At 67.8% G+C, this 18195-nt stretch carries 17 protein-coding genes; 11 read left to right on the forward strand and 6 right to left on the reverse strand.

The window, feature by feature from the left end; genetic code table 11:
* The first annotated feature begins 38 nt into the window (after positions 1 to 38).
* Positions 39 to 1160: a glycosyltransferase family 4 protein gene (locus AC5P9N_RS05470; protein ID WP_099484466.1), complete on the forward strand. Its 1122-nt coding sequence runs from the start codon at positions 39 to 41 to the stop codon at positions 1158 to 1160.
* On the opposite strand, the gene AC5P9N_RS05475 is transcribed toward AC5P9N_RS05470, so the two are convergent.
* From AC5P9N_RS05475 to def, 5 genes are all read right to left on the reverse strand, one after another.
* The gene (locus tag AC5P9N_RS05475; RefSeq protein WP_099484467.1) at positions 1133 to 2422 is read right to left on the reverse strand and encodes an O-antigen ligase family protein; all 1290 of its coding nucleotides are present in this window, start codon (positions 2420 to 2422) and stop codon (positions 1133 to 1135) included. The two genes, AC5P9N_RS05470 and AC5P9N_RS05475, sit on opposite strands and share 28 nt — an antisense overlap.
* Before the next feature lie 117 nt (positions 2423 to 2539).
* The gene (locus tag AC5P9N_RS05480) at positions 2540 to 4261 is read right to left on the reverse strand and encodes an ArnT family glycosyltransferase (protein ID WP_049419099.1); all 1722 of its coding nucleotides are present in this window, start codon (positions 4259 to 4261) and stop codon (positions 2540 to 2542) included.
* A 23-nt stretch (positions 4262 to 4284) separates the two neighbouring features.
* Positions 4285 to 5616, reverse strand: coding sequence for a 16S rRNA (cytosine(967)-C(5))-methyltransferase RsmB (gene rsmB, locus AC5P9N_RS05485; RefSeq protein ID WP_495223818.1), 1332 nt, complete (start codon positions 5614 to 5616; stop codon positions 4285 to 4287).
* A gap of 3 nt (positions 5617 to 5619) precedes the next feature.
* Positions 5620 to 6543 (reverse strand): methionyl-tRNA formyltransferase, encoded by a 924-nt coding sequence (gene fmt / locus AC5P9N_RS05490; protein ID WP_012481367.1) that lies wholly within the window; start codon positions 6541 to 6543, stop codon positions 5620 to 5622.
* Between the two features lie 120 nt (positions 6544 to 6663).
* A complete protein-coding gene (gene def, locus AC5P9N_RS05495) occupies positions 6664 to 7176 on the reverse strand; it encodes a peptide deformylase (protein ID WP_005411192.1) in 513 nt (170 codons plus the stop codon).
* A gap of 126 nt (positions 7177 to 7302) precedes the next feature.
* On the opposite strand from def, the gene AC5P9N_RS05500 reads away from it, so the two are divergent.
* The 9 genes from AC5P9N_RS05500 to AC5P9N_RS05540 all read left to right on the forward strand — a co-directional run bounded on the left by AC5P9N_RS05500 (position 7303) and on the right by AC5P9N_RS05540 (position 16935).
* The gene (locus AC5P9N_RS05500) at positions 7303 to 8436 is read left to right on the forward strand and encodes a LysM peptidoglycan-binding domain-containing protein (protein ID WP_005414604.1); all 1134 of its coding nucleotides are present in this window, start codon (positions 7303 to 7305) and stop codon (positions 8434 to 8436) included.
* Positions 8437 to 8602: 166 nt separating this feature from the next.
* On the forward strand, positions 8603 to 9730 hold the full coding sequence (gene dprA / locus AC5P9N_RS05505) for a DNA-processing protein DprA (protein ID WP_012481368.1): 1128 nt from the start codon (positions 8603 to 8605) through the stop codon (positions 9728 to 9730).
* A 43-nt stretch (positions 9731 to 9773) separates the two neighbouring features.
* A complete protein-coding gene (locus AC5P9N_RS05510) occupies positions 9774 to 10247 on the forward strand; it encodes a DUF494 family protein (RefSeq protein WP_005411195.1) in 474 nt (157 codons plus the stop codon).
* Positions 10248 to 10286: 39 nt separating this feature from the next.
* A complete protein-coding gene (locus AC5P9N_RS05515) occupies positions 10287 to 11045 on the forward strand; it encodes a pilin (RefSeq protein ID WP_005414606.1) in 759 nt (252 codons plus the stop codon).
* A gap of 49 nt (positions 11046 to 11094) precedes the next feature.
* Positions 11095 to 12027, forward strand: a complete 933-nt coding sequence (locus tag AC5P9N_RS05520) for an RDD family protein (RefSeq protein ID WP_005411197.1) — start codon at positions 11095 to 11097, stop codon at positions 12025 to 12027.
* Between the two features lie 193 nt (positions 12028 to 12220).
* Positions 12221 to 14713, forward strand: coding sequence for a DNA topoisomerase I (locus AC5P9N_RS05525; RefSeq protein WP_005411198.1), 2493 nt, complete (start codon positions 12221 to 12223; stop codon positions 14711 to 14713).
* Positions 14714 to 14842: 129 nt separating this feature from the next.
* Positions 14843 to 15433 (forward strand): L-threonylcarbamoyladenylate synthase type 1 TsaC, encoded by a 591-nt coding sequence (gene tsaC, locus AC5P9N_RS05530; RefSeq protein WP_005411199.1) that lies wholly within the window; start codon positions 14843 to 14845, stop codon positions 15431 to 15433.
* Positions 15434 to 15476: 43 nt separating this feature from the next.
* Entirely contained in the window at positions 15477 to 16166 is a 690-nt protein-coding gene (locus AC5P9N_RS05535) for a DUF4124 domain-containing protein (RefSeq protein WP_049396406.1), read from the forward strand.
* Positions 16167 to 16188: 22 nt separating this feature from the next.
* Entirely contained in the window at positions 16189 to 16935 is a 747-nt protein-coding gene (locus AC5P9N_RS05540) for a hypothetical protein (protein ID WP_005411201.1), read from the forward strand.
* 94 nt (positions 16936 to 17029) lie between these two features.
* On the opposite strand, the gene AC5P9N_RS05545 is transcribed toward AC5P9N_RS05540, so the two are convergent.
* On the reverse strand, positions 17030 to 17806 hold the full coding sequence (locus AC5P9N_RS05545) for an SDR family oxidoreductase (protein WP_005411202.1): 777 nt from the start codon (positions 17804 to 17806) through the stop codon (positions 17030 to 17032).
* Between the two features lie 111 nt (positions 17807 to 17917).
* On the opposite strand from AC5P9N_RS05545, the gene AC5P9N_RS05550 reads away from it, so the two are divergent.
* Entirely contained in the window at positions 17918 to 18130 is a 213-nt protein-coding gene (locus AC5P9N_RS05550) for a hypothetical protein (RefSeq protein ID WP_208180466.1), read from the forward strand.
* The last annotated feature ends 65 nt before the right edge of the window (positions 18131 to 18195 follow it).

Raw genomic sequence — 18195 nt, forward strand, 5'->3', positions numbered from 1 at the left:
CTGTGTCACACTTGCCGCGCGTTGCCTGAAGATCCCCCATGAAAATCCTGTACACCAACTTCCACTATGGCGACGGTGGCGGCCACACCACGTACATCGTGTCCCTGGCGCGCGCCCTGCATGGCCAGCACACGGTCCATGTCGCAGCCCCCGCCGACAGCCGCCTGCTGCGCACGGTGGCCGAGGAAGGAATCGCCACCCCGCTGCCGATGGCCTTTGGCAGCGGCCTGCCGACCTTGCCACGACAACTGGCCGAACAGCATGCGCTGCGCCGGCTGGTGCGGGACGAGGGCATCGACCTGGTCCACGTCAACGGTGCTCGTGATCACCGCTTCGTGATGCAGGGACTGCTCGGCATGCGCCGCCCGCCGATCATCCTGACCAAGCACAACAGCAAGCCCACCCGTACGCTTGGCAATGCCTTCAGGGCCCGCTGGGCCACCGACCGCGTGATTGCGGTTTCGGCACACACCGAGCGCCTGCTGGAGCAGGGCCCGTACCGGCGCTGCCCGATCGATGTGGTCCGCAACGGCGTCGACCTGGACCGCTTCGCGCCGCTGCCGGTCGACGCCGGCCAGGCAATGCGGCAGCAATGGACGCAGGATCCGGATGCGCTGCTGCTGGTCAGCAACGCCGGCACCGATGACTACAAGGGCTGGATCGACCTTGCGCAGGCCATTGCCCTGCTCCCCGACGCGATCCGGCCGCACGTACACATGGCGGTCGCAGGTCACCTGCCCAACGCGCAGCAACGCGCGCAGGTGCAGGCCCTCGGCGATGTCGCCGCGCAGGTCCACTTCACCGGACTGCTGGCCGATACGCGCCCACTGATCGCCGCCGGCGATGTCGGCTTCGTGCTGTCCAACGACATCGAGACAATTTCCTTCGCCTGCCGCGAAATGATGGCCAGCGCCAGGCCGATGCTGGTCAGCGACTACGCGGGGCTGCCGGAAAACATCGAGCAGGGAGTCGACGGCTGGGTCGTGCCCACCCGCAACGTGGCCGCCATCGCCGCACAGGTGCAGGCGATGTATGAACAACGCCAGGCGCTGACGGCGATGGGCATGGCCGCCCGCCGCCATGCAGAGCGTGAGTTCGGCCTGCAGACCTTCGCCGGGGCGACCCTGGCCAGCTACGAAGCGGTGCTGGCCTCAGCCTGATCTGACCGGCGCGGCTCGGACAGGGCCAGCAGCAGGGCAACCCAGGCGGCATAGAACGAGGCGGTCCGCATGTCACGCAGCATCATTTCGGTAACCCCGAAGACGGCGAATGCCACGCAGATGCTCAACCCTGCCGCGGCATGCAACCGCGACCGTTCGTCGCCACGCCACAGGCGTGGCACGAACACCAGCGCCGGGGCCACGTACACCAGCACCAGGCCAAGTCCCCCCAGCACGCCGTAGGTGGCCAGGAAATACAGCAGGTCGTTGTGGGTCTCGCCGAAATCACGCGCGACCATCGCCGACACCTTTCCCTGTCCGGCAAGTCGTTCCAGTTCCTGGCGGAAGCGGTCGCCACCACCGACACCGAACACCGGCTGCTCGCGGATCATGTAGCCAGCCGCGGTCCACAACTGAAGGCGGATGCAGACCGAGGTATCTGCCAGGTGGTCGGCACTGCAATCGCCATACTCGCTCACGCCCGCATCGATGCGATCGCGCAACGCACCATCATGGGTGGCGACGATGCCGACGCCGGCCGCGAGTACCAGGCCCAGCAGGATCTTCATCCGGCCAAGCCGGCGCCCCATCACCAGCAGGCCGATCAGCAGGAAGCAGGGAATCGCCAGCAGGCCACCGCGGGTCTGCGTCCACAGGAATGCGACCAGGCCAAGGATGCCGGTCAGCAGCTTCAGCGTGGCTTCGATGCGGGTGAAACGGGTTACCGGCAGGCCCAGCGACATCAGGCTCAGCACACCGAACAACAGGGTCAGGTCGCCGTAGGTCACCGCATTGAACTGCTGGGTGGCAGGCCGCACGCCGGTCTCCAGCGCCAACCAGCCAATGATGGCTGCTGCCGACCACACCGCAGGCAGGGTGCCCAGCATCGCCCGCGCAAGGATCCTGCGCGGCACCCGCAGCGCGGCGAACAGGATCAGCAGCATCGACAACAGGCGTGCGGCCTTTTCGACCTCCGATCCCTTCCAGATGCCATGCACGCCCAGGCTGATCAGCACGCCGACCAGCATCACGCCCATGCCGATGCCCATCCATGCATAGCGCCGGGCGGAACCGGGCAGCAGGCGCGGAGCGGCCGAGGGCAACAGCAGCAGGACGATCGACAGCAGGATCGCCAGGTAGAACCCCGCGCTGCCGCCCTCCATGGTGATCATCAGCAGCGTCGGCAACGCCCCCAGCACCACGGCGTAGGCGCCGGCCAGGAAGCCCGTCGTGCGGGAAGTAGGCAAGGAAAGCGGAGTCACGTGGTGCGGTCGGCAGGTCGATGGCGATAGACCGGCACGGTGCCGGGAGCGGCCCTCATTCTAGGACAGAGCAGGCCGCTGGTTGACGCAGACTGGCCATGTCCGTCGCTCATTCGTTCAGTCCGCATCCGGTGGCCCCTGCAGCCGGTACTCGCGCTCGAGCTCCTTCAGGTCAGGCACGCAGGCCCCGGACACCGCCCTGGCGGGAACCAGCCACCAGCGACGGCGGTTGGATATGCCGGCCATCTGCGCCTGCGAACGATCAATGCACTCCTGCATGGCATCGTCATTCACCAGCAACCAGCGATGCCGGGGGGACAAGCGCTGCCAGCGCACGGCCGCCTGCAGCTGTTCATGCCAGCGGTTCTCGAATCCAAAGGTCGCCGCGCGGCGGTCCGCCATCAGCAGATTCTGTTCCTTCCAGGCCACCAGTCCCAGTTCCGCGCCTGGCCCGAGACGCGCGCCGACGTCACGCATCAGACCACGCGCAGAGCTTGAATCATTCAGCAACGGGTAGCCGAACAGGCCGTAAAGCACCCAGGCCACGGCCAGGGTCGATAGCAGCGCCAGATGGCTTCGACGCCAGCCGGTCACCACCAGGCTCAAGCCACCCCAGAGCCCCATCGCCAGGATCGTCCACGCCAGTGCATCGGTCGCGCCCGGCGGCAATCCGCGTCCATGGGCAAGGTTCACCTCGAAGCGCGGATCACCCAGCAACGCGAGCGCCCCGACCAGGCTCAATCCCAGTGCCAGCAACGCGGCAAACCCTCCCAGCACGCGCTGCACATCGCGCCGCTTCAGCAGCCCGGGCAGCAGCGGCGCCAGCGCCAGGCAGAACATCGGCAGCGCCGGCAGGATGTAGACATCGCGCTTGCCCTGGGGAATCGAGAAGAACAGCACGACCAGCAACCACCAGGCCAGCGGCAGCAGGTAGCGAGGGTCACGTCGGCGCAGGCGCCTGCGCCATGCGGGAATCGCCCATGGCAGCACCAGGAACGCCGGGATCCACATCGACGGCATCACGCCGAAAAAGTACCACCACGGCTGGTGATGGTCCCAGGACTGCGTGTAGCGGCGGGCCGTCTGCCGCACCAGGATGTCGTTGATGTAGGCGCGGTACTCGTCCGACCCGGTGCCCAGCGCGGCCAGCAGCATCGGCGCCAGCCACAGCGATACCGCCAGCAGGAAGGCCAGCGGTGCCAGCCAGAAGCGGCCATCGCGCGCGTGCAGGGAAACACGGGGCCACTGCAGGGCTGCAGCGATGGCCGCCGGCACGATCATCAGCAGCGCCAGCATGCCTACGCCCTTGGTGATCACCCCGATACCGGCGAAGAACCAGCCCAGCCACCACCAGCGCCAGGCCGGGCCCAGCAGCAGGTGGCGCAGCAGGCCATAGTTGGCCAGGGTGATGAACAGCACCAGCAGCGGATCGATCTGCGCCTTCTTCGCCTGGAAGGTGAACTGCAGCGCGAACAGCAGTGCCCACCCCGCGCAGAGCCCGACCTGCCGCGTCCACAGCCGGCGCCCCAGATCGACCACGCACCACAGCGTGCCCAATGCGGCCAGCAGCGAGGGCAGCAGGAAGGCCACGCGCCAGTGGCCAACCAGGCCATACAGCGAGGCCTGCCACCACATCAGCATCGGCGGCTTGTCCGAATACAGCTCGGTACCGCGATGCGGGAACAACCAGTAACCGCTGTCGACCATCTGCCTGGCCACCAGCGCGAAGCGTGGTTCGTCAGAGGGCCACGGATCGCGGAGACCGAGCCCGGCCCCCAGCACCAGCAGGGCCACCACCACGAACAACCACGTCTGGCGCGACGCGTGGGTCTTCAGCATGGGACTCGAAACGGCAGCGGGGGTCAGGCTGCTTTTATCAGACGCGCGTAGAAGAAACCGTCAGCATCGTTGTCACCAGGCAGTCGCTGGCGTGCCACGCCTTCGCAATCCACGCCGAACGCATCGCCCAGCGGCTGCGCCACCGCGTCCGGATGCCACTTCAGGAACGCACGCACCTGATCGATGTTCTCGGCGCGCAGGATCGAGCAGGTGGCGTACAGCAGCACGCCGCCCGGGCGCAGCATCGACCAGCAGGCTTCCAGCAGGCGCGCCTGCACGCCCACCAGTGCATCGACGTCCTCGGCGCGACGGTGGAACATCACATCCGGCTGGCGGCGGATCACGCCCGTGGCCGAACATGGCGCATCCAGCAGGATCGCGTCGAACGGCACGCCGTCCCACCACGAACCGGGATCGCTGGCATCGGCGACCAGGGTCTGCGCATGCTCGCCCACACCGGTGCGGGTGTAAGTGTCACGTGCCCGGGCCAGACGGCGCGCGTCGATATCCAGCGCCAGCAGGCGCAGGCTCGGGTCACACTCCAGCAGATGCGCCGATTTGCCGCCGGGTGCCGCGCAGGCATCCAGCACGCGGGCACCGGTCGCGGGTGCCAGCGCATCGGCCGCGCATTGCGCCGACAGGTCCTGCACCGACAGTGCACCATCGCCGAAGCCCGGCAGCTGGTTCACGGCAACGGGGGTCGCCAGGCGCAACGCATCGGCGCACAGTGCAGTGGCTTCAGCGGCAATGCCGGCCTCGGCCAGCGTCGCCAGGGCCTTGTCGCGACCGCCATGCTGGCGGTTGGCACGCAGCCACAAGGGCGCGGGTTGCAGGCTGGCGCTGAAGATCGCTTCGGCCTGCGCCGGCCAGTCGCGCTCGATCGCATCAGCCAACCATTCCGGGAAGGCGTCGCGCGCAGGCTGTTCGGGGAACCCCTCGCGCTGGGCGCGGCGCAGGATCGCGTTGACCAGGCCTGCCTGGCGCTCACGGCCCAGCGCGCGCGCCGCATCGACCGTAGCCGAAAGCGCTGCGTGCGCAGGCAGTTCGAGCACGTCCAGCTGGGCGAAACCGACCATCAGCAGCGTGCGCAGGTCGGCATCGCGCGCCGACAGCGGCTTCTGCATCCAGGCCTGCAAGGCCGCGTCATAGGTGCTGCGACGGCGCAGCACAGCGAAACACAGGGCTTCCAGCAGCGCGCGGTCGCGGCTGTCGGCCAGCTTCGGCAGCGCCCAGGCCAGTTCGGCCTTCAGCGAACGGCCACGGGTGAACACCTGTGCCAGCACGCGTGCGGCCAGCATGCGCGTGGCCGCGCCCGGTGCCGCCTTGGCGACGGAGAAATCGTTCTGCTTGGACACCGCTTATGCCCCCACGCGCAGGTCGCGGCGAGCGTTGAGGTAATCGGCAGCGGTGATCGCCTTGCCGCCTTCACGCTGCAGCACGCGCAGGCGCAGCGCGCCCTGGCCACAGGCAATGTCGATGCCGTCGCGGCCGGCGGCCAGCACGGTGCCCGGCGCCTGGCCGTGGTCTGCCTCCAGTGCCACCGCACCATGGATGCGCACGCGTTCGCCAGCCAGCGTTGCCTCGGCGATCGGCCACGGATTGAACGCGCGCACGGTACGCGCCAGCGCGTCGGCGTCCTGCGCCCAGTCCAGCCTGGCTTCGGCCTTGTCCAGCTTGTGCGCGTACGTCACGCCCTGTTCCGGCTGCGGTCGCGCGATCGGCTTGATGCCCGCGCGCAGCAGGCCCAGGCCATCGGACAACACCTGGGCACCAAGCTCGGCCAGCTTGTCGTGCAGCTGGCCACCGGTATCGGTGGAGGCGATCGGCAGCTCCTGGTGCAGCAGCACCGGGCCGGTATCCAGGCCAGCCTCCATCTGCATCAGGCACACCCCGGTCTTCGCGTCACCAGCCTGGATCGCACGCTGGATCGGCGCAGCGCCGCGCCAGCGCGGCAGCAGCGAGGCATGCACGTTCCAGCAACCATGGGTCGGGATGGCCAGTACTGCCTTGGGCAGGATCAGGCCATAGGCCACCACCACCATCAGGTCCGGCTGCAGGTCGCGCAACTGCTGCTGGGCGGCCGCGTCCTTCAGCGACTCCGGCTGGTAGACCGGAATGCCACGGGCCACGGCTTCGAGCTTGACCGGCGAAGGCGCCAGGCCACGGCCTCGGCCGGCCGGGCGATCAGGCTGGGTATAGACGGCCACGACCTCATGGTGGCGCGCAGCCGCGCGCAGCGACGACACCGCGAATTCCGGCGTACCGGCAAAGACAATCCTCATGGCTACCCCACTTGCAGGATGGATTCGTGCAGGAAAGAAAACGGCGCCGTCGGCCGGCGCCGTAGAGCCCGCGCGAGCCGCGCAGGCACGGGCCACCCGAAGGGTGGCCCGGATTGGCGATCACGCCACGTGCTTGCGCTGCTTGGCCAGCTTCTTGCGCACCATCTCGCGCTTGAGCGGCGACAGATAGTCGATGAACAGCTTGCCGTCCAGGTGATCCATCTCGTGCTGGATGCAGGTGGCCAGCACGTCACCAGCCTCCATCTGCTGTTCCTGGCCGTTGCGGTCCAGGTACTTCACGGTGATGGTGTCGGCACGGGTCACGTCGGCGAAGATGCCCGGAACCGACAGGCAGCCCTCCTGGTACACCCGGCCCCCATCCTTGGCGACGATTTCCGGATTGATGAACACATGCGGTTCATTCTTTTCTTCGCTGACGTCGATGACCATGAAGCGCTTGTGCACGTCCACCTGGGTGGCGGCCAAGCCGATGCCCGGGGCGTCGTACATGGTCAGGAACATGTTGTCGATCAGCTCCTGGAAGGCCGGCGTGGTGACTTCGGCAGCTTCGATCAACGCGGCCTTGGTACGCAGGCGCGGATCGGGGAACTCGAGAATGGGGAGAAGGGCCATGGCTGTTTCCGGATAGGGGGCCGGCACGCCGGCATACGTCGCAGATTCTAGCTCCAACGCTTGCCTTGCGCCCCGGTTTCTGGACTATAGTGCGCGGACCTGTTGGGGAATCAGGGCTTCACACCTATGTTGCTTCGTTTTCGTACGGTCGTCGCCGCGGCGATGCTGACCGTGGCTGCCTATGCTACCGCCGTGGAAGTGAATGGCGGGCACCCGGACACCTATGTGGTCCGAAAAGGGGATACGTTGTGGGATATCGCCGCACGTTTCCTGCAGAAGCCGTGGCTGTGGCCGGAGATCTGGCAGGCCAATCCGCAGATCGCCAATCCGCACCTGATCTATCCCGGTGACGTCCTGAGCCTGGCCTACCTGGACCGGGTGACCGTGGCGGCCCGGCCCGGCCCACGCCAGGAGGCCCCGATCGACGCCATTCCGCTGGCCCAGGTCGAGCCGTTCCTGAAGCAGCTGAGCGTGGTCGACAGCATCGAGCAGCTGCCCTACGTGGCCGGCCTGGAAGAGGAACGCCTGCGCGCCACCAGCGGCCACGCCGTCTATGTGCGCCTGGCTGACGCCCAGGTAGGCCAGCGCTGGGCGGTTGTCCGCCCGACCGTGCGCTACGCCCAGCCCAAGCCGACCGAGGACCTGACCGCCAACGGCGACGTCACCCCGGGCAGCGGCAACCTGTGGCGCGCCTACAGCGCACCCAACCACCGCCGCGGCGTGCTCGGCTATGAGCTGGCCCAGGTCGCCACCGGCACCATCACCCATGTCGCCGGAGGCAAGGTCGAGGCGTCCACCCTGGTGCTGGACAAGAACGAAGGCGGCCGTGAGGTGCGTGCCGGCGACCGCCTGGTGCCGATCGAGGCCAGGCCGTACGACCTGCAGTTCGTGCCCCATGTCCCCGCCGCAGGCGTCGAGGGCGTCGACGTACGCGTGCTGGCCGTCACCGACATGTTCACTGCCGGCGGCCCCCGCGACGTGATCGCGATCTCGGCTGGTCGCACGCAGGGCGTGGACAATGGAACCGTGTTCTCGCTGTGGCGCCCGGGCCGCCATGTGGCGCACCGCATGAAGTACCCGAACTCGTCGCGCACGGACGATTCGCTCAGCACCGGCGCCGGCCGGGTCTCGCTGCCGGACGAGTACGCGGCGCATGCCATGGTGTTCCGCACCTTCGACAATGTCAGCTACGCGCTGGTGATGCAGGGCGTGAAGCCGGTGCGCGTGGGGTACAACGCGCTGCACCCGGACGCGCGGTAGAGTTGACTGTTGGTCGACTGCTCTTCACCGCCCCCCGAAAGCGCCCGCGCTGCGCGCGGTAGTCGACTGACAGTCGACTCTACAGGGGCGGTCTCCGGCAAAACCTGACAGCCACATGCGAAGGCGCCCTAGGGCGCCTTTGTTGCATGCGCTCGATAGTGGGGGAATGACCAAGCAAGCTGATGAGGCGCTGCTGCGCCTGGTGATGGCAGGCGGCGCGCTGGCGCCACGGCGGTCCCTGCTGCAGGCCGCGGGCAGCGCGCAGACCGCGATCGCGCAGGGCGCCGCGAACTGGCGCGCGCACGGTTGCACGCCAGAGCAGTGCGCTGCACTGGAACACCCCGACGCCCGCGCCTGGACCGTGGCGCGGCACTGGCTGGAAGACGACGACCACCATCTGCTGTCCTTCGCCGATGCGGCCTTTCCGCCGCCCCTGCTGGACGTCCCGAACCCGCCACTGGCGCTGTTCGTGGCGGGCGATCCGAGCCTGGCCTGGCGCCCCTCGGTGGCGCTGGTCGGCAGCCGCTCGCCCACCCCGGGAGGACGCGCGCTGGCCGCGCGCTTTGCCGGCTGCTTCGTCGAGGCCGGACTGGCCGTAACCAGTGGCCTGGCGGCCGGCATCGACGCGGCCGCCCACCTGGCCACACTGGAGGCAGGCGGCTGCACCGTGGCGGTGATCGGAACCGGCCCTGATCGGGCCTATCCGGACAGCCACCAACGGTTGCAGGGGCGGATCGCCGCCGAGGGCGCGGTGCTCAGCGAGTACCTGCCCGGCACACCGGCACGCCCGGGCCACTTCCCCGCGCGCAACCGCCTGGTGGCCGGGCTGGCGCTGGCGACGGTGGTGGTCGAGGCCGCGCAACGCTCCGGCGCCCTGATCACCGCACGGCTGGCTGCCGAGGCGGGCCGTGAAGTCTGTGCCCTGCCCGGCTCGGTACTCAACCCACGCGCAGCGGGCTGCCACCGGCTGATCCGTGAAGGGGCCGCACTGGTCGAGCGCCCCGAGGAAGTGCTGGAACTGCTGGCCCCTGCCCTTCGCCAGCAGCTGCCGGGCTTGCAATCACGGCTGGGCACCCCCACTGAACAGGCACCGCCGGCGCTCCTGCCGGCGCGCTGGGCCGACGACCCTGACTACCAGTGCTTGTGGCGGGCCCTGGACCACGACCCAAGCAGTATGGATTCACTGATCACACGCTGTGGATTGACGGCGCCCCAGGTGTCCTCCATGCTGCTGGCCATGGAACTGGCGGGAATCGTGGTGTGCGTACACGGCCGCTACTGTCGAACTCCCTAGTTTCTTCACCTCCACAGCGTCGCGCGACGCAGGCCGAGGGGCAATGAAAGAGAGCATCCTGGACGTACTGCTGTACCTGTTTGAACACTATTTCAGCGAAGACGCGGACCTGATCCGTGACCGCGATTCGCTCCAGAACGGCCTGATCCAGGCCGGTTTCAGCCCAACCGAGATCAACAAGGCGTTCGACTGGCTCGACGCCCTGGCCGCGCAGCGGCCGAGCGTGGCCCAGGCACGGGTCGACGGCCCCGTGCGCGTCTACCACGGCCCCGAGCTGGACAAGCTGGACGTGGAATGCCGCGGCTTCCTGCTGTACCTGGAACAGCACGGCATCCTCGACGCCGACCAGCGCGAACTGGTGCTGGACCGGGCGATGGCCTTGGACCAGGACGAACTGGACCTGGACGACCTGAAATGGGTCGTACTGATGGTGCTGTTCAACCAGCCTGGCTCCGAAGCGGCCTATGCCTGGATGGAGACGCAGATGTTCATGGACGAGCCAGAACCCCTGCACTGACCGTACACTTGGGGGCATAGCGCATTCAGGAGCGTCCCCGTGAGCGAGTGGTTCCATGCAGAAGGCAACCGGCAGCAAGGTCCGCTGCCGGCGGAACAATTGGTCGAGCTGTTCCGCAACAACCAGATCACCCTGGACACCCTGGTGTGGCGCGACGGACTGCCGCAATGGCAGCCGTTGCGCACCGTCGTGGACGAACTCGGCCTGATCGTGCCGGCGCTGGACGCCGCCGTACCGCCGGTCGAACCCGAACCGGAACCGGAACCCGTCGCACCGCCTCCGCCGCAGCCGCCGGTACTGCCGGCGTCCACGCCCTACGCCGCCAGTGCATCGGCCACCGTCCTGCCGGCACCGAAAAAGAAGCTGTCCGGCTGTGCGCTGACCGCCATCATCGGTGGTGCCCTGTTGCTGGTACTGGTCCCGATCGTGGCCATCCTGGCCGCCATCGCGCTGCCGGCCTACAACGACTACACCGTGCGCAGCAAAGTCGCCGGCGCCGTGGCCGCGCTGCAGCCGCTGAAGGACCAGGTGCAGCATTTCGCCGATGACGAAGGCCGCTGCCCGGGTGCCAATGACGCCGGCTTCCCGGCCCCGGGCGACTTCGCCAACGCGGGCCTGTCGGCGGTGAACATCGGCCGCTTCAACAACGGTCACTGCGGCATCGAAGCAACGCTGGCGGTACCAGGCAAGGGCATCGACGGCGACCTGCTGTGGCTGGAATACGATCGCGACAGCGGCCGCTGGGAATGCAGTGGCGAAAGCAACGACAAGTACCTGCCGCCGACGTGCCGCGGCTGAGCCACGCGCACGCCAGCACCTCCAAGGATGATTCAACAGGGAACATGCAATGACTGAGTGGTACTACGCCGAAGGACAGCAACGCCAGGGCCCGCTGCCGGTCCAGGAGATCCGCCAGCGCTTCCAGCGCGGCCAGTTGAACCTGGACACCCTGGTCTGGCGCGAGGGCATGGCCCAGTGGGCTGCACTGCGCCAGGTGGTCGACGAGCTCGGCCTGCAGACGCTGGCCGATGCCAGTACGGCCACCAGCAGCGGCGGGTTCGACCTGCGCAGCGACTATGCCGCCATCGACAGCGGCACCGCACCGCTGCCCGGCACCGGCGCGCTCAGCAGCTCGCCATACAGCGCTCCAGCCGCCGTCGGCAGCGGTGGCCACGCACAGCCTGTGGTTGGCGGTGAAGTGGTCTACGCAGGCTTCTGGAAGCGCGTGGCGGCCTACATGATCGACTACTTCGTGCTGGTCATCCCCGGCAGCATCATCGGGGCCATCCTCGGTGCGATCCTGGGCGCCAGCATGGGCGCGGTGGGCAGTGGCGAATCGGCCATCGAGATCGTGGCCCAGCTGGCCAGTGCCCTGATCAACCTCTGCATCGGCATGGCGTACTACACCTGGTTCCATGCATCGAAGGGCGGCGCCACGCTGGGCAAGATGGCGGTCGGCATCAAGGTCGTCCGCGGCAACGGCGAGCGCCTGACCAAGGCCCGCGCGTTCGGTCGTTACTGGGCCATGCTGCTGAGCAGCTTCACCCTCGGCATCGGCTTCCTGATGGCGGCCTTCACCGAACGCAAGCAGGGCCTGCACGACATGATCTGCGACACTCTGGTGGTCGACCGCTGGGCCTACACCGACCAGCCCCACCTGCAGCGCCGCGAGCTGGGCACCGTCACCGTGCTGGTACTGGTGTTGACGGCGGTACTGTCGCTGGTGGGCCTGGCGCTGCTGGTGTTCGCGGTCGGCTTCATCGCCAAGATGGCCTCCTGAACGGCCATCCTCACGGCTGGCTGCTTGACACGGGCTGGCCGGGCGTGATTCCTCTAATAAGGTGAAACCTGAACGCCCGGCACATTACCGGGCGTTCAGTTTATGGATTTGCGCGTGGCCGCTTCACTAATGCGGCCATTTGCTCCACCCTAGCGGCCCCTTCCCCACGGTTCGCCCCACAGACCCTGCTGCCATGCCCAAGCACCTGCTCATCGTCGAATCGCCGGCCAAGGCCAAGACGATCAACAAATACCTCGGCAAGGACTACACCGTCCTGGCCTCGTATGGGCATGTGCGTGACCTGATTCCGAAGGAAGGCGCGGTCGACCCGGACAACGGGTTCGCCATGCACTATGACGTGATCGACAAGAACGAGAAGCACGTCGACGCGATCGCCAAGGCCGCCAAGGGCGCCGACGACATCCTGCTGGCGACCGACCCGGATCGCGAGGGTGAAGCGATCAGCTGGCATATCGCCGAGATCCTGAAGGAACGCGGGCTGGTCAAGGACAAGCCGATGCAGCGCGTGGTGTTCACCGAGATCACCCCGCGCGCCATCAAGGAAGCCATCAGCCAGCCGCGCGCGATCGCCAGCGACCTGGTCGATGCCCAGCAGGCGCGCCGCGCGCTGGATTACCTGGTCGGTTTCAACCTGTCGCCGGTGCTGTGGCGCAAGGTCCAGCGCGGCCTGTCCGCCGGCCGCGTGCAGAGCCCGGCGCTGCGCATGATCGTCGAGCGCGAGGAAGAGATCGAAGCCTTCATCGCCCGCGAGTACTGGTCGATCGCCGCCGAGTGCGCGCACCCGTCGCAGCACTTCAACGCCAAGCTGATCAAGCTGGACGGGCAGAAGTTCGAGCAGTTCACCATCACCGATGGCGACACCGCTGAAGCGGCGCGGATGCGCATCCAGCAGGCCGCGCAGGGCTCGCTGCACGTCACCGACGTGGCCAGCAAGGAGCGCAAGCGCCGCCCGGCGCCGCCGTTCACCACCTCCACCCTGCAGCAGGAAGCCTCGCGCAAGCTCGGCTTCACCACCCGCAAGACCATGCAGGTGGCGCAGAAGCTGTATGAAGGCGTGGCGATTGGTGACGAAGGCACCGTCGGCCTGATCTCGTACATGCGTACCGACTCGGTGAACCTGTCGCAGGATGCGCTGGCCGAGATCCGCGACGTGATCGCCCGTGATTACGGCATCGCCTCGCTGCCCGACCAGCCCAACACCTACCAGACCAAGTCGAAGAACGCCCAGGAAGCGCACGAAGCGGTACGCCCGACCTCGGCCCTGCGCACCCCGGCCCAGGTCGCACGCTTCCTCACCGACGACGAGCGCCGCCTGTACGAGCTGATCTGGAAGCGTGCAGTGGCCTGCCAGATGATTCCGGCCACGCTCAACACGGTCAGCGTCGACCTGTCGGCCGGCAGCGAACACGTGTTCCGCGCCAGCGGCACCACCGTGGTCGTGCCCGGCTTCCTGGCCGTGTACGAGGAAGGCAAGGACAACAAGAGTGCCGAGGACGAGGACGAAGGCCGCAAGCTGCCGGCGATGAAGCCCGGCGACCGCGTACCGCTGGAACGCATCCAGGCCGAACAGCATTTCACCCAGCCGCCACCGCGCTACACCGAAGCGGCGCTGGTGAAGGCGCTGGAAGAGTACGGCATCGGCCGTCCCTCGACCTACGCCTCGATCATCCAGACCCTGTTGTTCCGCAAGTACGTGGAAATGGAAGGCCGCAGCTTCCGCCCGTCCGATGTGGGCCGCGCGGTGTCCAAGTTCCTGTCCAGCCACTTCACCCAGTACGTGGATTACGACTTCACCGCCAAGCTTGAAGACGAGCTCGATGCCGTCTCGCGTGGCGAAGAAGACTGGATCCCGCTGATGTCGCGCTTCTGGGAACCGTTCAAGGAACTGGTCGAAGACAAGAAGGAATCGGTCGACCGCGCCGAGGCCAGTGGCGCGCGCGAGCTCGGCACCGACCCCAAGACCGGCAAGCCGGTCAGCGTGCGGTTGGGCCGTTTCGGGCCCTATGCCGCCATCGGCAGCACCGCCGAAGATGCCGAGGAGAAGCCGAAGTTCGCTTCGCTGCGCCCCGGCCAGTCGATGCACACCATTTCCCTGGAAGACGCGCTGGAACTGTTCCTGATGCCGCGCGCACTGGGCGAGGACAACGGCGAGCCGGTCAGCGTCGGCATCGGCCGCTTCGGCCCGTTCGCCAAGCGCGGCAGCACCTATGCCTCGCTGAAGAAGGAGGACGACCCGTACACCATCGACCTGGCGCGCGCCGTGTTCCTGATCGAAGAGAAGGAAGAGATCGCGCGCAACCGGATCATCAAGGAGTTCGAGGGCAGCGACATCCAGGTGTTGAACGGCCGCTTCGGCCCGTACATCAGCGACGGCAGGATGAACGGCAAGATCCCCAAGGATCGCGAACCTGCGTCGCTGACCCTGGCTGAAGTGCAGCAGTTGATGGAAGAAACCGGCAAGCCGGTGCGCAAGGGCTTCGGTGCCAAGAAGGCCGCTGCGAAGAAAGCCCCGGCCAAGAAGGCGGCAGTGAAGAAGGAAGCGGCGCCGAAGAAGGCCGCTGCAAAGAAAGCGCCTGCCAAGAAGGCCGCGGCCAAGAAAGCAGTAAAGAAGGCCGCCGCGAAGAAGGCCCCGGCGAAGAAGGCCGTCAAGAAGGCCGCGAAGTAACTCCACGCCATACGTGGATGAGGGGTAGTGCCGGCCGCTGGCCGGCAGCCCCAGAAGCATCAGATGCCGGCCAGCGGCCGGCACTACCGGGTGCCAGGGTCCACCCCTTCTGCACGCAGCAGGGGGATAATGAAGGCCCACGCCGGGCCGGTCGCCGCCATGAAAGAACTCACCCTGGACTCTGCTGTCGCCACGCTCCGTGCGGGCGGCGTGATCGCCTACCCGACCGAAGCGGTCTGGGGCCTGGGCTGTGACCCTTCGCACGAGGCGGCGGTGCACATGGTGCTGCGACTGAAACAACGCCCGATCGAAAAAGGCATGATTCTGGTCGCGGCCGATCTGGCGCAGCTGGAAGGCTGGGTGCGCCTGCAGGCCCTGCCGGACGCACGCCAGCGCGCGGTGCTGGCCAGCTGGCCCGGCGCCAACACCTGGATCCTGCCGGCCGGACCCCGTGCCCAGCCGTGGGTCACCGGGGAGCACAGCGGCATCGCCGTGCGCATCAGCGCCCACCCGCTGGTGGCCGAACTCTGCCGTGCCTGGGGAGGCCCGCTGGTCTCCACCAGCGCCAACCTGGCCGGCGAACCACCGGCGCGCCGCCGCGAAGAACTGGATCCACGCCTGCTGCGCCTGCTTGATGGCATCCTGGATGGCGAAACCGGCGGCCTGGCCCAGCCCACCCCGATCCGCGACGCGCTCAGCGGCAACGTGCTGCGCTCCTGAGCGGCCGATTGCGCTGCCCCGGACAATCGCGCACCCTGCCGTCATGAACCTGCTGCGCACCGCTTTGGGCCTGTGCCTGCTGCTGCCATCGACGGCACCGGCGGCCGAGGATGTGCGGGTCTACCGCTGCGTCGCCAGCAACGGCGCCGTGGCCCTGCAGGACAGGCCCTGCAGCAGCGGCCGCCAGGAAGTCCGCGACCTGCAGCGCCCGCGCGATCCAGCGCCGCGGGTGGTGCGCAGCGATGCGCCGCCCGCACCGCCGGACGAATCTCCGGTGATGCGTGACCGCGAGGTCCGCCACGTCTACATCCAGCCGCCCCAGCCGCTTTACGAATGCGTGCGCGACGATGGCCAGCGCTATACCAGCGACAGCAACGAGGGCAATCCGCGTTGGGTGCCGTTGTGGACCAGCGTCTGGCTGCCACACGGGCATCGGGGCCCATCGTACCCGGGTCCGCGCCCGGCCATCGGCACACCGATCGGTCCGCCCGTCGGCGAGGGTCCCGGTTATCGGCCGCCCGCCGTCGGCGTAGGCGTGCAGGTCCCGGCCGGCAGCGTGCTGGTGCGCGACAGCTGCCACGCGCTGCCGCCACAGCAGGTCTGTGCGCGCCTGCGCGACCGCCGCTGGGAACTGGACCGTCGCTACAACAGCGCATTGCAGAGCGAGCGCACCGCCATCAACAACGAACAGCGTGGCATCGACGCGCGCCTGTCACGCGACTGCCAGCGTTGAGCGCAGCCTGTACGCTGTGAGCATGAACAGACTGATCTGGTTGCTTCTGGCGCTGCTGCCCGGAAGCGCGTTGGCCGAAGAGGGCGTGATCTACCGCTGTACCTCCAGCAGTAGTGACGTCCCTACCCTGCAGCGCACGCCGTGCCCCACCGGCAGCAAGCAGCAGGTGCTGCGCGTGCCCGGCCCGGCCAACCCGCAGCCGGCTGCCGCTGCACCTGTGGCTGCGGAACCTGCACCCGCCCCCGTCGAAACACCCGCGCCGGTGCCGGCCGGACCGGCCGTTGCCCCTGCGGCCCCAGCGAAACCACGACGTGCGGACGAAGGACGCACCATCATGGAAGCGGGAATGGTTGAACGCGAAGGTGCCAACCAGATTCTCGACAGTGCGACCCTGCGCCGTGATGCCGATGCCCGTGCCGAAGCAGGCAACGGTCCACCGAAGCCGCCGCTTCCCCCGATCTTCCAGTGCACCGACGGACAGGGCGGTGGTTATCTGCACGAGTACGAGGCATCACCTGGTCGCTGCGAACCGATGACGGTGCAGGGCCTGGGCGGGGTCACGCCGATGAACGCGGCCGGCTGCGAAGTCGTGCGCGACCGCTGCGAGGAACTTCCCGAAGCACAGCGATGCGGCAGCTGGCAGCAGCGCTTCCGCGATGCCCGCGGCCGTGAACGCTTCGCCGCACCGGAAAACCGCGATACCGCGCGCGGTGAACGCGAGCGGCTGCAGGCGGTGTTGGAGGCCAGCAACTGCCCGGTACCGGGGTGACCGCCACCCGGTAGTGCCGGCCGCTGGCCGGCAACCACAGGATCTTCAGATGATTGCAGTTGCCGGCCAGCAGCCGGCACTACCCGCTGAAAGATCAGAACCCGTAGCGCAGGAAGCCGCCATCCACCGCGATGCACTCACCGGTGACATAGCTGGCTGCCGGCAGGCACAGGAAGCCCACCGCGGCGGCCACTTCCTCCGGCTCGCCGATACGACGCATCGGCGTGCGGTTGATCACTTCCTCGTAGTAATCCGGGTCCGACAACGGACCGGAGGTCCGCCGCGTGCGGATGTACCACGGCGCCACTGCATTGACCCGGATGCCATCCTCGGCCCACTCGACGGCCAGGTTGCGGGTCATCTGGTGCATCGCGGCCTTGCTCATGCCGTAGACCACGCCGCTGCGCACATGGGTCAGGCCGGACACGCTGCCGACGTTGACGATCGACGACGATGCGTGGCGAGCCAGCAGCGGATGCGCGTAGCGCGACAGCTCGAACGCCGAGAACAGGTTGGTCTCGAAGATCTTCCGCCATTCGTCCTCTGAATACTCCGTGGCCGCCTTGGTGACGTTGCCGCCAGCATTGTTGACCAGGATGTGCAGGCCATCACTGTGGTCTTCCACCCAGTCCAGGATCTGCCGGCGGTCCTCGTCGTCGGAGACATCGGCGGCCAGCGCGTGCACCTGCATCTGCGGATACACATCCAGCAGCTCGTCGCGCGCGGTCTCCAGCATGTCGATATCGCGCCCGACGATCATCAGGTCCGCGCCGAAGCCGGCCAGTTCGTGCGCGATGGCCAGGCCGATACCGGCGCTGGCACCGGTGATCAGGGCGGTCTGCCCGTCCAGGCGCCACCGTTGCTGGGTCATGTGTCCTCCGGGGCCGCGCCCGCTGCATTTCGATGCGGCAAGGATACGCGCTCACGGCGGCCCTCTGCCGAGAATGCGACACTGCGCGTACGCCCACTGCGGAGAGCCGCCATGCGCATCCTGACCCTGTTCTCGTCCCTGCTGGCCGGCGTGCTGCTGGTGGCCTGCCAGCGGCCGCCGACGCCGGACCCGGAGAAGCCACCGGTGCCCAAAGCGATGTCGCGTGCGATGCAGGAACCGCTGGACCGCGCCAAGGGCGCGCAGAAAGCGGTGGAAGAGGCCGACGCACGCGAACGCAAGGCCGAGGCCGACGCGACGCAGTGACCTGTGGGGTCAGAGCCCTTTGCGGGGCAAAGGGATCCGACCCCACCAACGAAAACGCCCGGCCA

The organism is Stenotrophomonas sp. YJH_SMC_6 (assembly GCF_059371335.1).

What these genes read in the sequence shown, in the direction of transcription:
- tsaC (WP_005411199.1), top strand. Translation starts at nt 14,843, where the DNA reads ATGAAGGCCCACGCCGGGCCGGTCGCCGCCATGAAAGAACTCACCCTG.
- dprA (WP_012481368.1), top strand. Translation starts at nt 8,603, where the DNA reads ATGACCAAGCAAGCTGATGAGGCGCTGCTGCGCCTGGTGATGGCAGGC.
- AC5P9N_RS05520 (WP_005411197.1), top strand. Translation starts at nt 11,095, where the DNA reads ATGACTGAGTGGTACTACGCCGAAGGACAGCAACGCCAGGGCCCGCTG.
- AC5P9N_RS05510 (WP_005411195.1), top strand. Translation starts at nt 9,774, where the DNA reads ATGAAAGAGAGCATCCTGGACGTACTGCTGTACCTGTTTGAACACTAT.
- fmt (WP_012481367.1), bottom strand. Translation starts at nt 6,543, where the DNA reads ATGAGGATTGTCTTTGCCGGTACGCCGGAATTCGCGGTGTCGTCGCTG.
- AC5P9N_RS05500 (WP_005414604.1), top strand. Translation starts at nt 7,303, where the DNA reads ATGTTGCTTCGTTTTCGTACGGTCGTCGCCGCGGCGATGCTGACCGTG.
- AC5P9N_RS05545 (WP_005411202.1), bottom strand. Translation starts at nt 17,806, where the DNA reads ATGACCCAGCAACGGTGGCGCCTGGACGGGCAGACCGCCCTGATCACC.
- AC5P9N_RS05470 (WP_099484466.1), top strand. Translation starts at nt 39, where the DNA reads ATGAAAATCCTGTACACCAACTTCCACTATGGCGACGGTGGCGGCCAC.
- AC5P9N_RS05525 (WP_005411198.1), top strand. Translation starts at nt 12,221, where the DNA reads ATGCCCAAGCACCTGCTCATCGTCGAATCGCCGGCCAAGGCCAAGACG.
- def (WP_005411192.1), bottom strand. Translation starts at nt 7,176, where the DNA reads ATGGCCCTTCTCCCCATTCTCGAGTTCCCCGATCCGCGCCTGCGTACC.
- AC5P9N_RS05480 (WP_049419099.1), bottom strand. Translation starts at nt 4,261, where the DNA reads ATGCTGAAGACCCACGCGTCGCGCCAGACGTGGTTGTTCGTGGTGGTG.
- AC5P9N_RS05550 (WP_208180466.1), top strand. Translation starts at nt 17,918, where the DNA reads ATGCGCATCCTGACCCTGTTCTCGTCCCTGCTGGCCGGCGTGCTGCTG.
- AC5P9N_RS05540 (WP_005411201.1), top strand. Translation starts at nt 16,189, where the DNA reads ATGAACAGACTGATCTGGTTGCTTCTGGCGCTGCTGCCCGGAAGCGCG.
- AC5P9N_RS05535 (WP_049396406.1), top strand. Translation starts at nt 15,477, where the DNA reads ATGAACCTGCTGCGCACCGCTTTGGGCCTGTGCCTGCTGCTGCCATCG.